The organism is Pseudoalteromonas sp. NZS71_1 (genome assembly GCF_015864305.1).
Taxonomy (GTDB): Bacteria; Pseudomonadota; Gammaproteobacteria; order Enterobacterales; family Alteromonadaceae; genus Pseudoalteromonas; species Pseudoalteromonas arctica.
In genome coordinates, this window is record NZ_JADYXM010000004.1 from 23,123 (window position 1) to 44,958 (window position 21,836).

The 21,836-nt window shown below is 36.6% G+C and carries 24 protein-coding genes; 13 read left to right on the forward strand and 11 right to left on the reverse strand.

The features are described 5' to 3' along the window. Positions 1-54 precede the first annotated feature (54 nt). On the reverse strand, positions 55-792 hold the full coding sequence (locus tag I6F43_RS07690; protein WP_197101669.1) for a hypothetical protein: 738 nt from the start codon (positions 790-792) through the stop codon (positions 55-57). A gap of 282 nt (positions 793-1,074) precedes the next feature. Between I6F43_RS07690 and I6F43_RS07695 the strand changes: the two genes are divergently transcribed. Next, positions 1,075-3,924, forward strand: a complete 2,850-nt coding sequence (locus tag I6F43_RS07695; RefSeq protein WP_197101671.1) for a UvrD-helicase domain-containing protein — start codon at positions 1,075-1,077, stop codon at positions 3,922-3,924. A 126-nt stretch (positions 3,925-4,050) separates the two neighbouring features. Then, positions 4,051-6,321, forward strand: coding sequence for a sensor domain-containing protein (locus tag I6F43_RS07700; protein ID WP_197101673.1), 2,271 nt, complete (start codon positions 4,051-4,053; stop codon positions 6,319-6,321). Between the two features lie 21 nt (positions 6,322-6,342). On the opposite strand, the gene I6F43_RS07705 is transcribed toward I6F43_RS07700, so the two are convergent. From I6F43_RS07705 to I6F43_RS07715, 3 genes are all read right to left on the reverse strand, one after another. Further along, positions 6,343-6,741 (reverse strand): hypothetical protein, encoded by a 399-nt coding sequence (locus I6F43_RS07705; protein WP_197101675.1) that lies wholly within the window; start codon positions 6,739-6,741, stop codon positions 6,343-6,345. A gap of 1 nt (position 6,742) precedes the next feature. After that, complete coding sequence (locus tag I6F43_RS07710; protein ID WP_197101677.1) at positions 6,743-7,657, reverse strand: zinc dependent phospholipase C family protein; 915 nt, start codon at positions 7,655-7,657, stop codon at positions 6,743-6,745. 96 nt (positions 7,658-7,753) lie between these two features. Then, a complete protein-coding gene (locus tag I6F43_RS07715) occupies positions 7,754-8,341 on the reverse strand; it encodes a hypothetical protein (protein ID WP_101216589.1) in 588 nt (195 codons plus the stop codon). 263 nt (positions 8,342-8,604) lie between these two features. Between I6F43_RS07715 and I6F43_RS07720 the strand changes: the two genes are divergently transcribed. The 5 genes from I6F43_RS07720 to I6F43_RS07740 all read left to right on the forward strand — a co-directional run bounded on the left by I6F43_RS07720 (position 8,605) and on the right by I6F43_RS07740 (position 13,441). Beyond that, the gene (locus I6F43_RS07720) at positions 8,605-10,242 is read left to right on the forward strand and encodes a cyanophycinase (RefSeq protein WP_197101679.1); all 1,638 of its coding nucleotides are present in this window, start codon (positions 8,605-8,607) and stop codon (positions 10,240-10,242) included. 103 nt (positions 10,243-10,345) lie between these two features. Next, entirely contained in the window at positions 10,346-10,594 is a 249-nt protein-coding gene (locus I6F43_RS07725; protein ID WP_197101681.1) for a hypothetical protein, read from the forward strand. Between the two features lie 284 nt (positions 10,595-10,878). Further along, the gene (locus I6F43_RS07730) at positions 10,879-11,325 is read left to right on the forward strand and encodes a tyrosine-type recombinase/integrase (protein WP_231614048.1); all 447 of its coding nucleotides are present in this window, start codon (positions 10,879-10,881) and stop codon (positions 11,323-11,325) included. 122 nt (positions 11,326-11,447) lie between these two features. After that, positions 11,448-12,770, forward strand: coding sequence for an AAA family ATPase (locus I6F43_RS07735; protein WP_197101683.1), 1,323 nt, complete (start codon positions 11,448-11,450; stop codon positions 12,768-12,770). Beyond that, on the forward strand, positions 12,770-13,441 hold the full coding sequence (locus I6F43_RS07740) for an RloB family protein (RefSeq protein WP_197101685.1): 672 nt from the start codon (positions 12,770-12,772) through the stop codon (positions 13,439-13,441). Before I6F43_RS07735 ends, I6F43_RS07740 begins: the two co-directional genes overlap by 1 nt. 228 nt (positions 13,442-13,669) lie before the next feature. Here the strand turns inward: I6F43_RS07740 and I6F43_RS07745 are convergent, their stop codons facing one another. Beyond that, positions 13,670-14,017 (reverse strand): hypothetical protein, encoded by a 348-nt coding sequence (locus tag I6F43_RS07745; protein ID WP_197101686.1) that lies wholly within the window; start codon positions 14,015-14,017, stop codon positions 13,670-13,672. A 185-nt stretch (positions 14,018-14,202) separates the two neighbouring features. Between I6F43_RS07745 and I6F43_RS20100 the strand changes: the two genes are divergently transcribed. Next, the gene (locus tag I6F43_RS20100; RefSeq protein WP_231614049.1) at positions 14,203-14,424 is read left to right on the forward strand and encodes a hypothetical protein; all 222 of its coding nucleotides are present in this window, start codon (positions 14,203-14,205) and stop codon (positions 14,422-14,424) included. 28 nt (positions 14,425-14,452) lie between these two features. Next, positions 14,453-14,806, forward strand: coding sequence for a Fic family protein (locus I6F43_RS20105; protein ID WP_231614050.1), 354 nt, complete (start codon positions 14,453-14,455; stop codon positions 14,804-14,806). On the opposite strand, the gene I6F43_RS07755 is transcribed toward I6F43_RS20105, so the two are convergent. Next, positions 14,799-14,951, reverse strand: coding sequence for a hypothetical protein (locus I6F43_RS07755; protein WP_165722321.1), 153 nt, complete (start codon positions 14,949-14,951; stop codon positions 14,799-14,801). The two genes, I6F43_RS20105 and I6F43_RS07755, sit on opposite strands and share 8 nt — an antisense overlap. A 454-nt stretch (positions 14,952-15,405) precedes the next feature. Between I6F43_RS07755 and I6F43_RS07760 the strand changes: the two genes are divergently transcribed. From I6F43_RS07760 to I6F43_RS07775, 4 genes are all read left to right on the forward strand, one after another. Continuing rightward, entirely contained in the window at positions 15,406-16,137 is a 732-nt protein-coding gene (locus tag I6F43_RS07760; RefSeq protein WP_197102012.1) for an excalibur calcium-binding domain-containing protein, read from the forward strand. Between the two features lie 337 nt (positions 16,138-16,474). Continuing rightward, positions 16,475-17,257 carry a hypothetical protein gene (locus tag I6F43_RS07765; protein WP_197101688.1) on the forward strand — a complete coding sequence of 261 codons (783 nt, stop codon included), beginning with the start codon at positions 16,475-16,477 and terminating at the stop codon, positions 17,255-17,257. Positions 17,258-17,284: 27 nt separating this feature from the next. Further along, positions 17,285-18,076 (forward strand): hypothetical protein, encoded by a 792-nt coding sequence (locus tag I6F43_RS07770; RefSeq protein WP_197101690.1) that lies wholly within the window; start codon positions 17,285-17,287, stop codon positions 18,074-18,076. A gap of 298 nt (positions 18,077-18,374) precedes the next feature. Next, entirely contained in the window at positions 18,375-18,893 is a 519-nt protein-coding gene (locus I6F43_RS07775; RefSeq protein WP_197101692.1) for a hypothetical protein, read from the forward strand. Positions 18,894-18,981: 88 nt separating this feature from the next. Here the strand turns inward: I6F43_RS07775 and I6F43_RS07780 are convergent, their stop codons facing one another. The 5 genes from I6F43_RS07780 to I6F43_RS07800 form a co-directional block, all read right to left on the reverse strand. Continuing rightward, the gene (locus I6F43_RS07780; RefSeq protein WP_197101694.1) at positions 18,982-20,154 is read right to left on the reverse strand and encodes a tyrosine-type recombinase/integrase; all 1,173 of its coding nucleotides are present in this window, start codon (positions 20,152-20,154) and stop codon (positions 18,982-18,984) included. Further along, positions 20,155-20,376, reverse strand: a complete 222-nt coding sequence (locus I6F43_RS07785; protein ID WP_182734270.1) for a hypothetical protein — start codon at positions 20,374-20,376, stop codon at positions 20,155-20,157. Between the two features lie 7 nt (positions 20,377-20,383). Next, the gene (locus tag I6F43_RS07790; RefSeq protein ID WP_197101696.1) at positions 20,384-20,800 is read right to left on the reverse strand and encodes a hypothetical protein; all 417 of its coding nucleotides are present in this window, start codon (positions 20,798-20,800) and stop codon (positions 20,384-20,386) included. Further along, complete coding sequence (locus I6F43_RS07795; protein WP_197101698.1) at positions 20,797-21,120, reverse strand: hypothetical protein; 324 nt, start codon at positions 21,118-21,120, stop codon at positions 20,797-20,799. Before I6F43_RS07795 ends, I6F43_RS07790 begins: the two co-directional genes overlap by 4 nt. Positions 21,121-21,184: 64 nt before the next feature. Then, the gene (locus I6F43_RS07800; protein ID WP_182734277.1) at positions 21,185-21,817 is read right to left on the reverse strand and encodes an MT-A70 family methyltransferase; all 633 of its coding nucleotides are present in this window, start codon (positions 21,815-21,817) and stop codon (positions 21,185-21,187) included. Between the last annotated feature and the right edge of the window lie 19 nt (positions 21,818-21,836).

The following is a 21,836-nucleotide window of genomic DNA, read 5'->3' on the forward strand; positions in this document are numbered from 1 at the left end:
GATAGAGTTACTTAATAAAGGCGTAGCTTAACGCTGAGTAAATTAGCGTGCAAATTAAAACGTTAAAGTCATATTTTTTATAGCGCGCGATTGCTGGGATTTAATATAGCTTTGGTTTGCGTATTCACCCGAAATACTACCAAATCGATCGCGTTTCACACTAATTGTTAAATCACACGTTTTACTTTGATCTACTTGCGAGCTGCTAAACATATCTAAACTTTGCAGATTTATTTCAAGGCGCGAAGTGTTAAGCGCAAAAAGCGTTGATTGTAAAAGTGTTTCATTATTATTGTTAGTGCAGCTACTGCTAAGCTCTACTTGGCTAGTACTATTAGGATCAGTGCCATCTAGCTGAACTGTAAGGGGACTATTAATATCAAAATTTTGATTGTTACTCGGGGTTAAAATAATAAAATTTAAAGGCAACTCCACGCTCGAATTAGCATTTATGCCATCATCCCGTTTAAATTTTATATCAAACTGTTGGTTATCGTCAGTGGCATTTATATACGCTTGGTAATCAACGTCTAAAAAGTCGGTATCTTTTGTAAGTACAATAGCAGTGCTATTAACAACAGCTTGTAATGAGTCGCTATCGCTTAAAACAATGTTAGAGCCATTAGCATCGCCTGCATTTAGTTCTGCGTTAACACGCGTGCGGTTACCGTCAGAAACTAGTTCAAAACCTGCCCAAATACCTTTTGTTTTTACTAAATCCGACTCTGTTTCTGAGGTGCAAGCGCATAATGCTAAAATTAAAGCCGTTGTGGTAATGCATTTTTTAAGCATGTTAGCTCCTTTAAACCACTTAATTAGGCTGTAAATAATTGTTTAATTGGGGATATACCTAACAATTATATGAAGTGTAAGTTTGTATATGTGCATTGTTACACAACAAGCTATCTATGAATGTTTAAATTTGTTAATGGTTGTAAATAAAATATTAATCATCAGGTTTAAAAACTAACTTACCAATTGAATTGTTTACTAAGCAAGCACCGATTTAGCGCTAAATGTATTACAAAAGAGTATGTTACAATTAAGGTAAAGCATATCTTCATATTGAGTATTATGGCGCAGTATATTGCTACTCCAAGTTGGCTAGGCCGTTTTTTTACCCGTATTAAACACGTAACTATTGAACAAGAGCGCCTTGTTGTGCATTTTAGAAGTGCTCCCGCACGGACATTTTTAATTAAAGACTTTTATAATTACTCAATACTTAAAAACCGTTTATTTAGCGCCAAAATTAATTTGTGCGACAGTAGCAATACATCAATTAGCTTTTTAAACAAATCACAAGCGAACGCTTTAAATACGGCCCTTAACACGCGGTTTTCAACCCTGCTTGAGCAAAAGGTAAATAACGCAAAGATTTCGCTTAAACGCTATGCTTTAGATGAGTTTTTACGTGATAGCTCCATAAAAACACTTAATAATGATGTGTTTTTGCTTACCAAGCAGTACTCTAAAAGTACAAGTGTGTGGCAACAACACTTATCGCCAAGTAGTATTAAATTTTTAAATATATTGAGCACTACACCCAATACTCACGATGCAATTGCACAGTTGCGCCATAAATATGAAAAAAAACAGCTAACTCTTAAAAATGACTTTTTTAATCAAGTAGAGTCAAATCCATTAACAACAGAGCAGCGCTTAGCGGTTATACGCGATAACGATAAAAACCTAGTATTAGCGGCAGCAGGCACAGGTAAAACATCTGTGATGGTCGCAAAATCGTTAGATCTAATAGCGTGTGATATTGCCAAGCCTGAGCAAATTTTGGTGCTGGCCTATAATAAAACAGCAGCAAATGAGCTTAAAGAGCGCTTTATTAAACGCGCCACGTATGCAAAATTGCATACCAAAGCACCCACTATTTTAACGTTTCATGCGCTTGGGCTTAAATTATTACAAAGTGCTAAAAAGCCAATCGAATTGTCAAAATTTGCAACCGACCCAGTTCAATTAAATAGTTGGTTAACTGGGTGGGTAAGTAAAAAAATACAAACCGAGCCACAGTTTTTAAAAGCATTTGTAGATTTACTCCATGAGCCGATTGATATATTTAGCTTTGAAGATAATGCACAGTACGAGCGGTACGTACGCGATAACGAATACCGTAGCCTTGCGGGTCATAAAGTAAAAAGTTATCAGGAAGTGCTTATTTCAAACTGGCTACATTTGAATTGCGTGGCGCACAGTTATGAGGTGAATTATCACTTTAATCAAGGCACAGAGCTAAGTGGGCAATACCAACCAGACTTTTATATACCCCAATACGATATTTACTTAGAGCACTTTGGCATTGATAAGCAAGGGAATACTCGTGCCGATATAGATAAAAAACACTATAACGAGCAAATTGCATTTAAGCGTAAGTTACATAAAAAAAATGGCACCACTTTACTCGAGACCTTTCATTACAACTGGGTAGAAGGAAAGCTTGAGCAAACTCTCGCAAAGCAATTAAAGCAGCATAATGTTGAATTAACACCTTTAAGTAGCGACGAAATATTTCATACTTTAAATAACTCAGGACAGTTGCAGCAAGGCATTGATAAGTACATAAAATGCTTACAAGCTATTCGAGTGGAGCAACTAAGTAATAAGCAAATAGCGCAGCGCATCAAGCAAAGTGGTATTAAAAACTATCAACAATATGCAAACTTGTTAGTGCAAATTCATGACGCTTATATAAATGAACTAAGCACGCAAAATGCCATTGATTTTGACGACATGATTATTCAAGCAACAAAGGCGATAGTAAGCGGAGATTTTAATATTCCATGGAGCCACATTTTAGTTGATGAGTTTCAAGATATATCAAGTGCGCGTATGGGCTTTTTAAATGCGATATTAAAATATGGTAACGGAATACGCTTTACTGCGGTAGGTGATGACTGGCAAGCAATTTATCGGTTCTCGGGTGGTAATTTAGCGCTTACTACACGCTTTAATGAATTAGTGGGCAGCCACTCACTTACTATGTTGCAAAAAACATTTAGATATAACAATAGTATTAGTGATGTAGCGGGGCGCTTTGTAATGCAAAACCCTGAGCAATATAAAAAGCAGATCAGCACACATACACAAGTAACTACACCACAAGTTATTTTGTTAGACGATTTATACCAAGGCACTAAATCGATAGAAATAAAAGTACAGCAGAGCATAAGCACTATTCAAAAAAACGATGCATCAGGGAGCATTGCCATACTTAGTCGATACCGATACATGTTAAATAGCGTGCAGCAGCATTTAAAAGATAAAAAGCATACAAACCCTCTTTATTTTTGGACATTGCATAGCGCTAAGGGGCTTGAAGCCGATTACTGTATTATTATTGGTTTTGAACAAGGTAAATTAGGGTTTCCTAGCGATAATCAAAATAACGTGCTGGTGGAGTCGTTATTACCAGAGCAAGATGAATTCACTCACTCAGAAGAAAGGCGTTTGCTTTATGTAGGTATTACGCGCGCAAAACATAAAGCGTATTTAATTGCAGACCCTTATGCATGCTCAGCGTTTGTAAAAGAACTAGTAAATGACGATTATCCTATTCAAATCGGCTCCACGTTGTTTAACAAGTCGCAACTAAAGCAAAGAGAGTGTAATACGTGCAGCGACGGATTAATTGTGCCAAAAACGGGTCAGTATGGTGATTATTATAGCTGTACTAATACGCAGATTTGCGAAACTAAACTACGAGTGTGTAAAAGCTGTAGTAGCCCATCAGTTGATAAAAGCACGTATTCACAATGTGTGAATACAGAGTGTAAAACGCAGCATCCAATTTGTGAAAAGTGTGGTCGCGAAATGCGTAAACGTAAATCTAAGCACGGTGAATTTTTAGGATGCAGTGGTTTCGCGCTTAAAGAAGATAACTGTAAAAACACTCGAAAAATGAATGTTTAACGGCTAACGAGCAGGTTTACACCTGTCTATTTTATAGAGCAATGTAAATAGAAATTATATTCATTTGATTGATTTTAACAAGTTATCAATGTCTAATAGAAGAATGAGCTTTAACTGTTGTTTATTATGCATTTTTTCAATAGGTTCTTTTTATTAAACGATCACTATTCAGCCCCTGATCAGGTTGCTAATTGGCGAGTAAGTGCACTGCGCATTATTCTATCATTAGTAATGGTGTTATGTTTTGCTGTGGTGTGCCACACGTACGCAAGCGCTATTGAGTTTAACTTAATTTATATTGTTGTATTAACAAGCAGTTTTTTTGCGACTGTATGCGGTTTGCTTATAGCAAGTAAGCGTTTTTATCACTTCAGCGCTCATGTACTTTTAATAGCCATTGTAGCTGCTAGCGTGTCAATGAACTTATTTTTAACAGACCTAGAACTTGCTAAAGTGGGTTCTATGTATATGTATTCCTGCCCGATAATAGCACTTATGCTACTTGGTTATAGAACAGCCCTTGCTTATGGCGTATTAAATATTGTACCGTTTTATATGATCATCAATAACGTTGATGTATCGGGCTTAACTGGCATTGCTCAACAACTTCCCGATGCCAGCTTATACATTACAGGGCTAATATTCTTATTTTTTAACATTTGTATTCCCCTTGCTGTGGCACGCACAATTGTGGCTGCTAAGCGTTTAAACAAAACAATGATAAGCGCTAATACACACCTTAAAGATAAAAATGAGCTTTATCGAAGCCTGTTCACCGAATCAAATAAAGCCAAAATTATTGTTGACGAAAATCTTGTCATTACTGATTTTAATCAACACGCTATTGATATGTTTGGTATAAAAAAAGAATTAAAAGAAGAGTGCGTTAACCTTTCTCATTTATTTCCTACTTTAGTTTTTGACGCCCCTAATGCTCAAAATAAAATTGTGAAGTACAAAAAAAGCTATTTTAAAGCCTGCTACCAGCAAATAACAATGAGTACAAACTACCGTGTATACGACTTTTACGATTGCACGCAAGAGCAGCTCATTAAACAAAATTTATCGATGATGGAACAAGAAAATAAACGTTTACGCTTTAGAGACTCGCAAACAAAACTACCTAATAGAGAATGGTTTGAGCTGCAATGTGACAGATTAACAAGCAAATACCAAAAAGGTTTTTTTATCGTTGTTACCCAAAGTGCAAATAGTGAATACTTAAATTTAAAGCTCACTAAAGCCGACTCTCAAGCATTACTTATTAACGCGTACAAGCGTTTAAAAGCGATGCCAGATGGGCCTCTTTTGTGTGCCCATATAGGAGTAGGAAAGCTTGCTTTTATAATTGGCGCAAACTCGCAAAACGAGCTTGAAGATAAGCTATTAATGCAAATAAAAAATACATTAGATAAAACTTATAATGTGTTTGGCACTAAGTGTCAGCAATCATTTTTATTTGGTTTTGCAAAGTATCCTGATCACGGAAAAAACAGCACAACAGTACTTAGCAATGCGTGCGAAGCACTTAAAGTTGCAAACTGTAATATGCCTCTAAGTGGTTATAACGAAAAACAATCACAAGCTTTTATCGAAAAATACGAAATTTCGATGTTATTAGATGAAGCGCTTCAGCAGGGCGATTTGTCGGTGCACTATCAACCTAAAGTAGATGCAACGGGTCAATGTATAGGGCTTGAAGCTTTAGCGCGTTGGAACAGTCCTATACTAGGTAATGTGTCGCCAGTGGTATTTATTCCTATTGCCGAAGAATACAGAATGGTTAGTCGGCTAACCGACCTGATTATTCAAAAGGTGTGCGCTCAAATTGCCGATTGGACCAAGGCGGGTTTACCGAGTGTGCCGGTGGCAATAAATATATCTCTAATTGATTTTAGCCAAACCGATTTTATGTCAAAACTGGTTAAATACCTTGCCGACTTTAACGTAAAGCCACCTCAAATAGAGTTAGAACTGACTGAAACCTCTCTTGAGGCAAACCAAGCGCATTCGCTAAAGCTTATGCAAACGCTGCAATCGTGGGGTTTTACTATTTCGGTCGATGATTTTGGGGTAGGTTATTCTAATATTGCACGCCTTGCCGATTACCCTATTAACAAGCTCAAGTTAGATCGCTCATTAATAAGCCAAGTAACGAGCTCTACGCGTCAAAAAAGTTTAGTTAAAGCGGTGCACGTTATGTGTGAAGAGCTTGATATTAAGTGTGTAGCCGAAGGAGTAGAAACCCAAGAGCAAGTAGCAATAATGGCGCAAATGGGGTGTAAAGAATTTCAGGGCTTTTACTTTGCGAAACCAATGCCAGCCGAAAATTTTGCAGAGCATGTTAGCCGCCATGGCTTAGTGTTTAACCCCAAAGAGATGACGGCTCAACTTTAAATGTATAGTGGGTATTTTTGCCTAGTTACAGAGCTGTTGGGCGTTTATAGTTATTTCACACTGATGAATAACTCCTGCTCCCCAATGCTGTATATCTGATTGAGCGGTACAGCCTGCATCTTCAATTAAAGCAGTATTGGCATCACATAAAAGTAGCACTGCGTTATCATCTTGTACGTTCACGATAAGCGTGTATTCCCCAAAGGGTGCAAGTTTGCTTAAATCGTTATTAACAGCGGCTTTTAACAATTCATCAGTTGTTGAATAGGATGTTTCACTAAATTTTAGTGTGCCATCAACGGCTGTAGCAATATCTTTTAATTGTGAGGCTAAGTCGGCCATCACTTCTGGATTGTTGTTTTTAGGAGTGTAGCAACCGTTAAGTAATACCATGAGGCTTATACAAAGTAAGAGTTTCATTTTATTTGCTCCATACCGTCATCGTGTTGTGTTCATCGTAGCCTGTATCTAGGTTCCAATTTTTAATTGCACTGTAATCAGTATCTAAAAATACGGCATTGGCAATAATGGTTATGTAGTGCTGAATGTTACTAACGGCAAAGTCAAAAATATCGTTGTAATGCATAGGCTCGTGCGGCGTTTTTAGTTGTTCAATAAAAGTGGGGTCTACTTCGTTTGGGCGAGGATAAAACAAGCCTAAATCAGCAGCAACATGGCGTGCACAGGCAAATAATCGATAGCTTTCTTCAACATTATTTACTACAAGCTGAAAACCGTTATGCCATGAATTAAAGTTAGGAGCGTGTTGTGCTGCGTAGCTTGGGTGAACCGTTAATAAAGCATGTTGCCAAATTTTTGCAATATCGGTATCAAAATTATCGTCTTTGTTAGTACAAGATCCAATATTTTGTTGCACGCGGTCAGCATAACCTAATTCACCTATGTTTAAACGTTGCCAAATAAACGCGTCTTGATTCATTTCGCAGGTACGGTGCGCCGTTTGGTTTTGCGCGTAAGGGCCTACTTTTAATTCAACAACCGGATGCACTGTTATATCTGCAGCAACATGGGCCATATAACCGCATAACCAAGCAAAACATTTCTCAAATGCTTCACCTTCAAGTGTTTTACAGTGTTCAATCATTGCTCTAAGTAAATCGCCTGTGTGCTCATAGTGCATTAGGTCGGCCCACGCATTTTGGCTAGGCTGCGCTACAGCTAAGTAAGGATAATCGGGGGCTATACAGCCTAGTTCAAGGTATGCTTGGCGTTGGCTTAAAATAAGCTTTGCTTTTTTAGGCATATCCATTTTAGCGAGTGACTTGGTTTGCGTTGCAATATTAACAGCAGTGATGTGCGCAAAAGCACCTGGCATTGTCATATCCTTATGATTTATAAATAGGGGGGCAGATTAACATTGAGAGGGGGTTAAATAAAGCCAAGTGAAGTGCTTGTGAGTGTTTAAAAGAGACTAAATTAACTGTTCAATTAGTTGTCCATCTTCGTACAGCTTAGCATATTGACGTTTATGTTCTTCAAACAAATAGGCGCGTAATTGCTCTTGTCCGCTATGAATCTGAGTTATTTTTGCTGCAATCCCTAGGCTACTTTGCCTAACGGGTTCTACATCTATCGATATGCTTTCTTTGTTGGGTAAGGTAAAGCTCATGTGCTGTAATTTTTTTAAGCTCTCTCCACTTTTTAATGGTTTTAAAAATATTCCAGTACTGGAAATCGATTCAATATTAAAACCTTGGCTTTTAATATTTAGCTCACTCCAGCGCCAACTACGTTGAGTGCCCTTTGTATCAATTACTTCTGGTGCGCTCAAAGTGGGGTTAATTACACCTAACTCATCAATTTTTAATTGCAAGGGAAACCAAAGTTGGTAATTAGCAACTTCAGCAAGCAAAGTTAGATTAGCGTGGGTAAAAAGGTGAGCAATACTCGCGGGTATAGAGCTTTTCATTGTAAGCATATGGTCGCGAGGGGAACGTTGTTTTGTATTTGGTTTGAATAACTCAGCAAAAAAATTTATCTCTTCATTAGAGAAGTCCATATTTCACCCCAGTTACATAAAATAATTCACCACCGTAATTTAAACAATGAATTTGATCAATAAATGCTCTGTTTAAATTTGTTTAGTTAATATTTATAAGGGCAAGCATGTAAACTAAACAATTTATTTAAATGAAGTGCTTAACGCTATCGCTTTTCAGGGGGCTTGAATTATTTAACATTTATAAAAATATATTTAGGCTCAAGTGGCTAGCTGTTAAACTGCAACACATTAGTTTTATAATTTATATTAGAGTTTACATTATGATATGTGCATTTTTACGTGATCAACAGCCGAAGTTACTAGGTATGTTAGTGGCATTGTTTGGTGTTGGATATTCAATAAATGCAGTGGCTCAAGAGCAAAACCAAACTTTAATTTTAGTGGGGTCAGAGCTTACTACCTGTACTAGCGCAAAGCTTAACAATTGCCAAAAAGAGACTGCTATTGATGGTAAGTCACATAATTTATATGCTGTTAGCAGCGCTCAAATAAAAAACATCACGCAGCATTGGCCTAATAATAACGTTGAGGCAAAAACGGCTGTATTAAAAACACTTAAAACCTTGCTAGGTAAATCGTCAAATAGTGTATCTAAAACAGATTTATTATGGCTATGGCGCGATATAAATAACCAGCAATTAGAAAGCCTGACTCAGCAAGAGTACAACTTTGTATTTGATATGCTAGAAGTGCCGCTACTTGATAAAAACGGTGAGCGCTTAAAAGAGCAAGTAAATACCGATTTTAATATTGAGGTTGCGACTAATAATATTTTACAATTTGTGTCGGGCAGTTTAAAAGTTAATAACGCAAAACCCACCATGCTTGCTATTACGGCATCGAGCCGCGACCCTTATGAGTCTGCAGATGTAGCGCAGAGTCTTTTAGCACAATCAAATATAAACACTCAATGGTTAGCACTAACGCCAGCACTTGCTAAAGCGATTACGAGTAACTCGTGCGATGAATTACCCGCTCTCAGAAATACATTAATGAATGTGTATAACCGGGAAGCAATTTATCCAGAGTACACAAAGGCCGAATACGCTTTATGCAAAAGTGGCACTAATGCACTTGTATCACTTATTAAAAATAGTACCGGTGTGATGTTTAATAGCGGTAATGCAGCATTAACTCACAAGGTATTATTTGATCAAAACAATAATCCATACCCGTGGACGCAAGCATTGCAAACTCGCCCAGTAATTGTAGGTGAAGGAGCGGGCGCAGCAATCCAAAGTAAAGTGACGGGCATGCTTACAAATACGACAAGCCTTGAGGCACTTCGTAAAGGTGAAAATAACACTAATGCTGGTGGACTTGGCAGCTTTAATTTTGGTGTACTAGATACTCAATTTAGCGAACAAAACCGTACATTTAGGCTTACAGCAGCGTTAAATAAAAACGAAGTAAAAAATACTAAAACAGAGATTCAACATGGTTTTGGTATTGATGAAAATACGGCTTTGGTTGTTATTAAATCGCCAGAAGGTAGTTTAATAACCGTAATAGGCAAAAGCGGTGTAGTGCATTTAGCTAATCAAGATAAAGTACAGCCAAATGTTAAAGGCTATAGTTATTCGTACTGGCCTACAGGCAGCGTAATTGAAATTACCAATAACACGTTTACTCTAAGCGCACGCACAATAGATGAAGCGTTACCCGCTATAAAAATACCTCCACTGCCAGTGCAGCGTTTTGGTGCAATTTTAACAAACTCAAAACTGCGCTCACTTACTCAAGCTATGTGCCTAAGCCAAGAGCAAAGTGCGGTAGCTCAACAAGATGAGTTTATAATTAGCCTTACAGTAACGAGTGACACACAGTATCATCGCGTTAATGCAAAAGAGTTTGGTTGTGCACTAAGCAATTTAGAGTTAGCTGTAAAGTCGATTTAGTTACTAACCTGAGCCAAGGGTTTAAGTTTTTGGCTCTTCTCTATAAAATAGCCACCATAATGATTTAAAAGCCTAGCCAAGGCCTTACTAAAAGAGTTTTAAAATGAATAATGAAAATGACGTAATTGATACTTTAGCCGAACTAGAAAGCTTTTTAATAGATGTCGAAAACGGTGGTTTTGGACTTAAAGGTGTTGCCGGTGTTGGCATGGCTACTAATAACAAAGATGGCAGCCGTTTTGTTGCTGTGTTTGACGATAATCAAAAGCTACTTTTAGCATGCATGATTACAGAAGACGTATTCCAAACAGGGCAAGACATGGTACGAAATGGTGTAGGGCGCAAGCACTAATATTATTTATTTAGTTAGAAAGCGTCAATTGACGCTTTTATTTATTGGCTATTATAAGTTTAAAGAAATAACCCGCCGCGAAATTTTTAAAAGATACGTGATCCAATAACAGATAGAGGCACAAATTCTTACGCAAATGTTTAAAGAGGCTATTCAAGCATTTGAACGTCTCCCCCAGTTATGCGTAAGCCAACAAGCCATATATGCATTCTAATGCATAACTAACAGGTTGTCGGCCAATAGAAGTTACAGGCGCACAGTGGCAAGAATTTGATTTTGATAAAATGATATGGACAATCCCAGCCGAGCGCGTGAAGCAAAATAAAAATGGCGAGAGAACCCATAAAGTGCCGATTACTCAAAATATGGTTGTTTTGCTTGATGAGTTACGTGCAGCATTTGGCTATCTCAATTCTAAAGATGTGTTTCCTAGTACAACAATAAATAAATCAGGCCCAAGTGAGCAGCCTATTGATAGACATTCATTATCACGATCTATTAGTCGTAAACTAGAGCAATTAGGAGTACCTAAATTTGTACCTCATGATTTACGTAGGACAGTCGCTACTCGTTTAGGTGATGCTGATATTGGAGCTGTTCCGATAGTGGTTGAAAAAATTCTCAACCATCAATTGCAAGGTGTGCAGGGGGGTTATAATATGCAGGAGTATATGGAGAAAAGGCTGATGTTTATAAATAAATGGCAGCTTAAGTTAACAAGCAATCTCTGATTTTTAAGGTACTATATTCGATCTAATTATCTAAACTTTATTGATACAGTAGCGTAAGAGGTATAAACTTGCTGAAATATAGAGAATAAATCTCTAAAAACCAAATACAAGGTCGATTTCTAGTGCTTAAAAAGTTTAAATTAGCGAATTTTTCGTCATTCAATGCTGAGCAAACATTTGATATGACTGCTGGTAGCACCCGTATCTTGAATAACCATGTCGTTGATTTTGGGAATGTTAGAATATTAAAAACGGGTGTAATTTATGGTGCGAATGCTTCTGGAAAATCAAACTTAATTAAAGCCATTGATTTTGCTCGTAAAATCATAGTAAATGGAATTGATAGTGTAGACACTTACAAAAAACATTTTCGTCTAAGTGATTTTAATTCAAAGGAAGAAACAAAATTTGAATTTGAGATTCAACTAGATGGTAAGTTTTACTCATACAGCTTCAGTACTATTTTAACATCTGGACAGATCGTAGAAGAGTGGTTGTATGAAATTGGGTTAAATAGCCCGAGAAAGATTTTTGAAAGAGTGGGCTCAAATATTTCTTTAGGTAAAGCTTTACAATCGGGTGAATTGAAAGGCCGTTTTGAAATTTATGTCGATGATATGAAAAATCAAAAATCTCAACTTTTCTTGTCAGAAATTGCCGATAAAGAGTTACAACTATCTGAAGTAAAAGAATTAAATTTAGTTTTTGATTGGTTCTCGGATAAGTTAGATATTTTCTATCCAGACGATAAGTATTGCGGCTTTAAAACAGTTACAAATGGTCTAATAAAAGATCTAACTAATTACCTAAGTAAATTCGATACGGGTGTTACAGAAATTTGCACAGTTGAAGAGGATTTTGAGGAAGCACTTAAGAATTACCCTGATAGTCTTAAGGCTAGAATTATTAAAGACTCTAGCAATGATGATGCTTTCGAGGCAGCAATACACGGAGATAGTGAATTATTAACATTGTACAAAAATACCGATGACGAAATTAAGGTAAAAAAATTGGCTTTCATTCATGGTGGAAAGCATAAAGAGGCATTCGAACTAAAAGAAGAATCAGATGGTACAAGAAGGTTATTAGATTTTATCCCTCTATTAAGTAAGTTTTCTGAAAACCATACGATTTTAGTTGACGAGTTTGATCGTAGTTTGCACCCAAAGCTAACTAAAGAATTTTTTAGTTTATTTCATGCATTACAGGATTCTAAGTCACAATTAATAGTTTCTACACATGAGTCGACTCTAATGGATCTTGATATATTGAGAAGGGATGAAATATGGTTTGTTGAAAAGGCACGGGATCATAGCTCTAAATTGTTTTCTCTTAATTCTTTTAAAGAAAGATATGATAAAAAGATAGAAAAAGCTTATTTAGTAGGAAGGTATGGTGCAGTTCCAGTTTTTAAAAACTTTCAGAATATTTCATGGGATGAATAATGCCTTTTAAAGAAAATAGCTTTTCCAGCCCAGAGTATCAGGAACTAGCTTCTGATCCAAAATGTGTAGTAATTATAAGTTGTGAGGGTTGTAAGACAGAGCCAGGATATTTTAATGCTATCAAACGTAAACTTTCTGAAAATTTGAAGAGTTTAGTCGAAATTGAGTTAGTAGAAAAACCTAACGAAGGCAGCGATCCTAGGAATGTACTTCAGAATTTAGAAAACCATATAACAGCAAAATTTGATTTCAAACAAGATATAGATATCTTGTGGCTCGTAATTGATAGAGAGTCAGTTGAATCACGAAGAAATGCGATTCTTGAGATTCTCCCAATTTGTAATGAAAAAGACTATAAAATCGCATTGTCAAATCCAACGTTTGAGTTTTGGTTGTTACTTCATGTTGCTGAAATATTTAACTATGATGCAGAAGTACTACATGCCAATGAAAAGGTTAGCCCAAAAAGAAGATTTTTAGATAAAGAGCTTTCAAATATTTTAGATCAAGGGTTTAATAAATCTAATTTTAATGAGGACATTGTGAGTTTAGAAAATATTCGCCTAGCTCTTAAGCAAGAAAAAAGTTTTTCTAACACACTCCCTGAACTTTTAGATAGTTTAGGTTCAAATATGGGGAATTTAATTTCTGATTTTTTAATAGTAGATTAGTCTGTATTTTAAACACAGTACATGAAGGGATTTCCTCATAAATTACTAGGATAACGGTTATGGCACTTAAGCTTGTACCAAAACCAATTGCTGATTCAATTGGCAAACCTGATACACGTAGACGTGATAATAAAAATACCCAGGGAACACCCCAGGATTAAAACCTAGTAAATCTTCAAAGAAATAGATAAGACTTGAAATTAAAGCTATCTTCACGGTAACTTTAATTTAGCGTAAATATACCTTAGTAATCTCAGCCCTAAAATGTCCCATTTCTTGCGAAACGGTTTCTAATGCTATTTGGTATGGATATTGGTTAAGTATCAGTTCTAATAGTCTTTCTTGTGCGTAGCTATGCCTGAGTCCATGTGCACCATTGGAAAGAGAGAGAGTACGGTTTGATACTTTATTAAGTGAATCAGACCACTTTTTACCGCCTCCTATATCGTAGCGCTGTAAGTGGTTTATTTTTCTATCAACAATAGTGACAGCTTGTTTAAATTTACGAAGTTTCAATTTAGCTGATAAATCGTTGGGTATTAGTACTTCGCGTTTTAAACCTCCTTTGGCTTTCATGGTATAAGCACAGCATTTCTACCAGACCATTTTGAATCAAAAGTTTGCCGTTTAGTTTCATCATTGTGGTATTTCATATTCAGTGATTTACATAGTTTTGAGTTACATAAAATGGGCAACGCTAAAGGTTACTTGCATTGGTTGGTACGCACTTTTACACTCATTATTTTACTGGTTCAATAAAAATGTCTAAATACGTAAGTGACTCTGTTGAAGCGCAATATCAACCAGGGACTGAAAGGCTAGTTTTAGCAAACAAGTTAGCGATTGTTGATGAAACGGAAATGGATGATGTTGAAGCCGTTCTTTTAATTAAGCTATATGAAAATATTTTTACAACGGTTGACTCAGAAAGTGTTACTTTTTCTTTTCAAAATGTGGCTAATTGGCATAGGCAATGTATATGAATGGGCAGGTAAAATAAGAAGTATTGATATGGGCAAGGGCGGATTTCAGTTTATGTCGCCTTTACAAATTGAGAAAAATATTAGGTTATTTGAAGGTGAGTATTTATCTCAATTTAATAATTTACCAGAAATGACAGATGAAGAGCTAGTGTCATTTATAGCGCAGAGCCATGTTGAGTTTATTTTAATTCATCCATTTCGTGAAGGTAACGGTAGGATAAGCCGTTTATTAATGGATTTTTTGTGCAGTAAAGCTGGTAAAGGAACGCTTGATTATAGCTTGTGGGACGAGCATAAAGACTTTTATTTCAAGTCAATTCAAGCGGGTGTAAATAAAAATTACCAACACATTGAGAGGCTTGTGAGAGATATAATTAAATAGCGAGCGAAAGAGACTCATATTTGAGTTTGTTTGCTTTTAGCTTTTTCTCTATTGTTTTAACTGTTTCGCCAGTTTCGATGGCAGTAGAGCTAGCAACAGATCTTAAAATCATACTCTTTGTGATTTTTTTCTTGTCTTTACTCATTTTACCACCTCAAATAAATTTATATCTGGAATTAACCTTACACCTAGATACTCGTGATATCAATTAACGCTATAAGTATTATTTTACGGAAGTATTGAAAGCTCAGGATTAGGTTTGGATCTAAGGTCAGATGTTGTTAAATGGTCGGTATGGAGAGATTCGAACTCTCGACCCCTGCCACCCCATGTTACTGTTCTAAATACCGTTAAGCCTTTGATTTTGTTTATTTTTAATTTATTTATCTGTATATAAAAACAGTGCTTTAAGTGCGTTCTTTGCAAAATACGTATTTAACGAAATCAATATGTTATGTTTCATTTTACCACAACATAAATCATTTAAATTAAGTTTGTTACCGTTTCTGCTAATGACTTTTTCCCAAATTTTCGAGAACGATCGTCTAGCTGTCGTATAATGTTTATTTATCAATTATCGCAAATATAAGAACATATACATGAAGCACTTAGTAACATTGTTTTTTATCACCACATTTTCAATATACTCATATGCTGGTCAGAGCATTTGGAATGGCCTTGTTGTTGAGCCAGAATACAGGTGCTCACCCTACGATAAAAAAGCCCAATACCCTTATTCTCAGAGTGTAGAAGATGACATTGTGCAAAGTATGGGAGGCATAGTGTACGGGCCATATACTGGACGGTACTTTGATCATGATAGTATGACAGATATAGAACATATTGTTGCAGCATCAGAAGGGCATGATAGTGGCCTATGTAGTGCAAATGAAAATAAGCGAAGACAGTTTGCAACAGATCTTTTAAACCTAACTCTTGCGGCACCTAAGATCAATCGATGCAGTACTGGAGGAAAGTGTGGTTTTGACCCTTCAGAATGGTTGCCTGAAAAAAACGAATGCTGGTTTGCAAATAGAATTGTTGAAATAAAAACAAAATATGAGCTCAGTGTAGATAGAGAAGAAGCTAATACCTTAGAAGCTGTATTATCTAAATGTGATAGTTTTGAAATGATTTTTTATCTTGATGAAGGGGCTGAACATAAAAATCCGCCGGTAATCGTTGATGTGCTTACACTATATGATACTAATAATAATGGGCGAATCACCTGCTCAGAAGCGAGAGAACATGGTATTGCTCCAGTTCATTCTGATCATCCTGCGTATGAGTACATGAGCGATCGTGATGGTGATGGGAAGGTATGTGAATAAATAAATTTGTAAGTTTATTTATTGCATTAGATATATTTAGTCGCTTATATCTGAATTTACAGATTTGACGAATAGGTTTATATTATATTTGATAGACAGCTATGAGCGATAAGCTGTCATTCAGGTGAGTCGCCATTAACTTAGTAAGAATAAGAGGAGACTTTCCTCTTTTTTACATGTTTATATAAGCGACAAAAAGCATAATATTTATAGCTGGCAATAGCTTACACTATTTGCTATTAATATAAGTCCATAAAATAAGGACGTTTTCGCGCTAAAATAGGGAAAGTGTCTTCTAATAAAGACGTTATAAGACCTGTCGAGGGCAAGGAGTCAAATGAACAATGAAAGTTTAAATATTTTCCTTAGATTAGTACAGGAAAAGCATGAGCAGTTAAAATTTCAAATAACAGCACTTAGCAAAGTTTTTGTGCAAGAAAATATTGATTCCAAAAAAGTTCAAGCCGAGGAATGTAGTTCAGCAGCAGAAGATTTGGCTCGAACATTATCTGCGAAAGATCAGCCTAGCTGGTTAAAAGAAATAATTCGTTGGACTAAATGGTACTCCGCTAATTACAAAAACCAAAATGCTACATTCACTGCATTTCAGAAAATTATGCCTCTGATTTCTAAATTAAATAGTCACCAGTGGGCATTTACTGAAAACACTGGAGATGAAGATTTTGACTTTGATCAGCTTTATGAAAGGCACAAAAAAGACGGTAAACTTGAAGAGTTATTCGATACATTAATAAATATAATTGCTCAAATGGTAGCGTCAGGCGAAATCGATAGTATTCGTGCTAAAACAGATTTAGAAAGACTGATAACCCTATTACAACAAAATAAAGACGGGTCATACTTTTCGGTGATGGCAAGTTGGGAGTTCCTGAGAGGCTTTTTAAAGAACACCACATGGGCAGCAGTAGATTCAATTCCTGTACTGAAACAGTTAAAGAAAGGGTTTGAAGATACCGTTGATGAAATGGACATTGAACTTGAAAAAGTTCATGAGTCCATTAAGAGTGAAATGAAAAACAAATATAATACTGCTGTTTATTCACTTACGTATAAAAGCCAAGCTAAATTAGAGAATAAGTCCGAAGAAAAGGTCATATAACAAAGCGTTAAATATACTAGGGAAGTTATGGCAGAGAAGTCACAAATCGCAATATACATATCTCTCGGAAGTTTGGCTGTTTCTTCTTTAAGCTTTCTTTTCGCTATTAGGCAGTCGAAGATCAACAAGAAGAATGAACGGCTGCGTGCATACGATAAGGTATATCATGATGCGTCAGATTTACTCCTGTTTCACTATAAAAATGCGATAGAAAAGTCGTTCACATCTGAAGATAAAGACTTAGAACGTGCAGTAAATGAGTATGCTCATGCTCATCGGTTAGAGCAAACTTTTGGCTTCAATATATATAACCCAGATTCACTAGAAACCGATGATGAAAAACGAGAGTTTAATCAAAAAGTCAGAGATGCATATCATGCATTTGAAAGGGAGAAACAAACCAGTTCATTTGAGGAATTTATAAACTACCAATCACCAGTCTTTCATTTAGATAACGAAGAATTTTCTCTTCGATTCAATCGTTTGCTTGCTCATGTTACCGAGAATCTTTCTCTTTTCAGTCCAGTAATTGTTGATAACTGGGAAAAAATGAGGCTTCTCACTCCTGAAAAAGTCAAAAATGAATACTTATCTCTAAAGCGAATAAATGAACATTCTTGTGAAGCGATAGAAGAACCTATTGAAGACCCATATCTTAGAATGTTGCTTGGTATTAGGCATGAGCACAGGCAATTGAATATGCCGTTAAGTAAAAAGTGGTCAGAGTTTTGGTTTAATGTAAGCTCTGTTAGGTATCGGGTTAGACGTATATTTAACAAGTTTAGCAAGCGGGACCGCCTAGATGGCGGCCCCTTCTAAAAGCGTTACCACTGTCCGCTTTTGGCACTTTGACGAAGTCTGCCTAGAGCGATAACCGGACATTAAAAAATTAAATTTATTCTTGTTTGATAATTAGAATCCTAATTTTGTACGATAACATTATTAACCGCCGTTGTTGGCGCAAAATGACAAGCTTTGAATTGAGGCTATTTCAATTGCTTGTTTACAAAGCTAATTATCAATGTATGTAATATGTCTAGTTTTGATGTGTTGTAAGCCTACTCGTTTTTTGCTTCATGTAACATATAGCTACATAAATACTTAATATAGGAAAGATATGAAAAAAATATGCTTATTAATTTCAATTGTTGTATCGCATTCTTTATCAGCAAATGTCATTGATGATTATAAATCTCCTTTACTAATTGACGGTAAAAAAATAATTCCATATCTTTCAAGTAAAGGCTTTACCGAGATTGAGTCGAACGTCATCACTGACCTGGGTAATCTTTACAAAGATGGAGCTATTGAAAGTTTTTGCAAAGGGTGGGGGTATGGTAAAAATGTTTCACATTATCAATTCTTCCTAAATTCTGGCTCACATACTTTATTAAGAGATGCTTTTGGTAAAGAGAAAAGTAAGAAGTTTAGTTTTGAAGGTATGAAAATTGCGAAAATGCAGCAAAAGAAGATAGAGCCTTATTTGGTATTTATGAAAAATAAAGCAGATACTGGTACTGAATCGGACAAAGAATATTACGAAAATGAACTTTGTTATAGTGAAATTAATGGTTCTAGAATGTATTCTGCGGCTGGGATTTCTTTATCAATCAGTGAATATAAAGCCATAAAATAGCTGAAACGTCTTTTAATGAGGCGTTACTAATGACCGCTCATGGCAACGAACAGTCATTTGATTAACTATAAGATTATGTATAATTGATTTAATTAATTAGGACTTTGAGATGAGGCACCTGAATCCACTCAACCTCTTTACCGAAGCTAGTATATATCTTTGTTGATTTACTGTCTGAATGTCCCATACGCTCTTGTGGGCTGACTCCTTGAGATTCAATCAACCTTGCTGCCATCCCTCTTATTTCATGGTAAGTAGGGCGTTCATCTTTAGATAAATTAGAAAATAGCTCTAATTTATCTCTAAGATTTGAAAATTCACGGCTTATGTTGTGACTAACAATCTGCGTAATATGTTTAACTTCTTTGCTCATTGGATTAGAGCTGGTCTTAGGTAGCTTATGCACTACGTAAGGTGATGCAATATTATCACGGCTATTATCTATTATATCTTTTATTGTCTGGCCAATTGGTATCACTACATGTGAAGCTTCAGATTTATGTGTTTTTTGACGATGTATAGCTAACTCACCATAGATTGTGTCACCAACAACGCTCTTAGGTTCGGGATACCAAATACAACCGCAGCGGCCTTGCTCTGCTTTATTTATTTTATACTCGATTCGGGATATTTCTAAAACTGCATGCGTAGTCTGAAGTGTTAAATCCATTGCAGTTTTAAGCCAGAGTGGGGCAGCTTCGCGGATCAGAATAAATGACTTAACATCAAGTGCTTTGCGCTTTTTAGCTTCTTTTGGTCGTTTAATTTTAAGCTTTGCTGGGTTTTCTTTCATTTCACCAATATCTTTTGCGTAATCGAAAACCAATTCTAAAAAGCCTAATTTTCGGTTGTATACATTGTTGCTAGCCGTACCGTGAAACTTTTCCATATAATCGGTTACTGTACCAAGATCAATTTGATTACCAGGCATATTAAAATAGTCTTTAACGCGAGTTATATCGTTTTTCCATGTAGATAAAAGACTCTTACCAGGTGTCTTATCTGTAATCATACGTTCAATGATTGCATCACAATGCTCTGCAAGTGGTGATGATTTACTATCACCAGATAAAATAACATCAAGAATAGAGGCACGCTTTAGGCGGTTATACTCATTAGCGATGATAATTGCCTCAGTTCTATTTTTACTTATAACTTTGCGAGTTCCATTAGTTAAGGTTAAGCGATAACCTTTGCCGCTTTCAAAGTATAAGTAGGGCGGGAGATCCCTATTGTTATTGTTTCTTTTCCTTGGTGCCATTTAACTGTTCGCCGCTAGTTCTAATGCAATTGAGTGTGCTTTGTTGATCGATCCAGGTACTTGGTCATCATATACATAGGCATGTTGACCAGGTCCAATTAATTCACCTTTCACTGTGCCTTCAATCACCCAGTTGCGCAAGCAGCGCTGATTAGGCATAGACTCAGGTGAAAAGTGTTGTTCAGCCCATTTACGCGCTTTCATTAGTTTTGCTTTACTCATAAATCACCTATGCTAATTTTTTATCAAAATCTGGGTTCATAGCTCTATAACAAGCCGACTTCATACAGCCCTTTGCATTGTTAAGGGCTGTGTTTAGCTCTTCACGTGTATCAGGTACGCGACACTCAAAATTACTGCGCTCAACACCGTTGTAAAAATTCCACTGCATACGTGGTTCATCACTACATACATCGTTGGCGTAAATATTAACTCTGTACCCAACGCTCTTTTCCGGTACACAATCAGCGGCATCTTTTAGTAAGTCGGCCAAGTATGCTTTGTGCGACACGTTAGGCTTACCGCTTTGAAGTAGCGCCCAAGCGAATGAATAAACGTAGTCGTTTAGGTCAATTTCACCGCCTTTTTGCTCTCTTAATTTGAAGCCATGCTTTAGAGCTAGGGCTTTGATTTTTGCATTGTTCATTGTTTCACTCCATATGGCACAGCTCTATTTTCAACTTCAACAGGGATAACATCAGGATGTGCTGAATACTTCGGGCAAATTTCTGTACCAAATTGTTTGCCACCTTGTTTTTTACATACCCCTACTTGAGTTGTTAGTAATGACTTTCTAAATATTCCAGACTTTAACAGCGGGTGCTGATCATCTTCTCCCCACCCGATATGCACAAAATAAGCACAACTAACACATGCTTTTGGCATTCCAATTTTTGAACAGTAGCTTGTTATTTCTTTTGTTGCTGGTGACTCAATTGGCGCTTCGAAATTAAATTGCACTTGCATGGCTCACTCCTTAGTTTGGTTAGTGCATACCAGGTATGCGCTCTACGTTTTACTTGTGGTTTCATTAGGCGGCTTTTGCTTTTTTATTAAGCTTGCCAACTTCATTACCCCAAACGGTCCAGCCCTTAACGCGCTTTCGAGAAAACAACTCTACGCGAGGAACGTCACCGGCCAACTCAAAACACGCCTCTCTAAACTCGTTTGGCTTTTCGCTATGCACGCCGATAGGGTAGGCACCTGCAAAAACGCCACGGCCTAGTATTTCGTCTAGGCTTTCGGTGTCGTAATTACCAACTGCACGCACTGAGCGACTAGCAACTTTTGGCTTTCCTTTAACTGCAATAATGGCCGACTCGCTACCGGCACGAGTCCAAAACCCCATACCAAAAAGTGGGTTGTTGTTTATGGTTAGCTTGTTCCATACAAAGCCATTCATATTTTTAAGCGTAAAGCCCCATGCTTTAACAACGTCCAGGGCTTCTTGCGGCATTGCACCTACGTACCACATAACCAAGATACAATCGTCTGCGGCTATATCATCAATAGGCATAGCTTTTAGCTCGTCTACGCTCATTGTTGATTTGTACTGGTGCGCTGCGCCGCTTGTCATAGTTCCACCTGTCTTTTTATTGCCAAACTGCCAAGCAGGATCGCAGTAAATAAGATTAAATTTTTTGCCTTTGAATTGTTCAAACATAGGGATTTCCTTATATCAT

Bases quoted from the DNA above. Each gene is read 5' to 3' on its own strand.
- I6F43_RS07690 (WP_197101669.1), bottom strand. From the start codon at position 792: ATGCTTAAAAAATGCATTACCACAACGGCTTTAATTTTAGCATTATGC.
- I6F43_RS07695 (WP_197101671.1), top strand. From the start codon at position 1,075: ATGGCGCAGTATATTGCTACTCCAAGTTGGCTAGGCCGTTTTTTTACC.
- I6F43_RS07700 (WP_197101673.1), top strand. From the start codon at position 4,051: ATGCATTTTTTCAATAGGTTCTTTTTATTAAACGATCACTATTCAGCC.
- I6F43_RS07705 (WP_197101675.1), bottom strand. From the start codon at position 6,741: ATGAAACTCTTACTTTGTATAAGCCTCATGGTATTACTTAACGGTTGC.
- I6F43_RS07710 (WP_197101677.1), bottom strand. From the start codon at position 7,657: ATGCCAGGTGCTTTTGCGCACATCACTGCTGTTAATATTGCAACGCAA.
- I6F43_RS07715 (WP_101216589.1), bottom strand. From the start codon at position 8,341: ATGGACTTCTCTAATGAAGAGATAAATTTTTTTGCTGAGTTATTCAAA.
- I6F43_RS07720 (WP_197101679.1), top strand. From the start codon at position 8,605: ATGATATGTGCATTTTTACGTGATCAACAGCCGAAGTTACTAGGTATG.
- I6F43_RS07725 (WP_197101681.1), top strand. From the start codon at position 10,346: ATGAATAATGAAAATGACGTAATTGATACTTTAGCCGAACTAGAAAGC.
- I6F43_RS07730 (WP_231614048.1), top strand. From the start codon at position 10,879: ATGATATGGACAATCCCAGCCGAGCGCGTGAAGCAAAATAAAAATGGC.
- I6F43_RS07740 (WP_197101685.1), top strand. From the start codon at position 12,770: ATGCCTTTTAAAGAAAATAGCTTTTCCAGCCCAGAGTATCAGGAACTA.
- I6F43_RS07745 (WP_197101686.1), bottom strand. From the start codon at position 14,017: ATGAAAGCCAAAGGAGGTTTAAAACGCGAAGTACTAATACCCAACGAT.
- I6F43_RS20100 (WP_231614049.1), top strand. From the start codon at position 14,203: ATGTCTAAATACGTAAGTGACTCTGTTGAAGCGCAATATCAACCAGGG.
- I6F43_RS20105 (WP_231614050.1), top strand. From the start codon at position 14,453: ATGGGCAAGGGCGGATTTCAGTTTATGTCGCCTTTACAAATTGAGAAA.
- I6F43_RS07755 (WP_165722321.1), bottom strand. From the start codon at position 14,951: ATGAGTAAAGACAAGAAAAAAATCACAAAGAGTATGATTTTAAGATCT.
- I6F43_RS07760 (WP_197102012.1), top strand. From the start codon at position 15,406: ATGAAGCACTTAGTAACATTGTTTTTTATCACCACATTTTCAATATAC.
- I6F43_RS07765 (WP_197101688.1), top strand. From the start codon at position 16,475: ATGAACAATGAAAGTTTAAATATTTTCCTTAGATTAGTACAGGAAAAG.
- I6F43_RS07770 (WP_197101690.1), top strand. From the start codon at position 17,285: ATGGCAGAGAAGTCACAAATCGCAATATACATATCTCTCGGAAGTTTG.
- I6F43_RS07775 (WP_197101692.1), top strand. From the start codon at position 18,375: ATGAAAAAAATATGCTTATTAATTTCAATTGTTGTATCGCATTCTTTA.
- I6F43_RS07780 (WP_197101694.1), bottom strand. From the start codon at position 20,154: ATGGCACCAAGGAAAAGAAACAATAACAATAGGGATCTCCCGCCCTAC.
- I6F43_RS07785 (WP_182734270.1), bottom strand. From the start codon at position 20,376: ATGAGTAAAGCAAAACTAATGAAAGCGCGTAAATGGGCTGAACAACAC.
- I6F43_RS07790 (WP_197101696.1), bottom strand. From the start codon at position 20,800: ATGAACAATGCAAAAATCAAAGCCCTAGCTCTAAAGCATGGCTTCAAA.
- I6F43_RS07795 (WP_197101698.1), bottom strand. From the start codon at position 21,120: ATGCAAGTGCAATTTAATTTCGAAGCGCCAATTGAGTCACCAGCAACA.
- I6F43_RS07800 (WP_182734277.1), bottom strand. From the start codon at position 21,817: ATGTTTGAACAATTCAAAGGCAAAAAATTTAATCTTATTTACTGCGAT.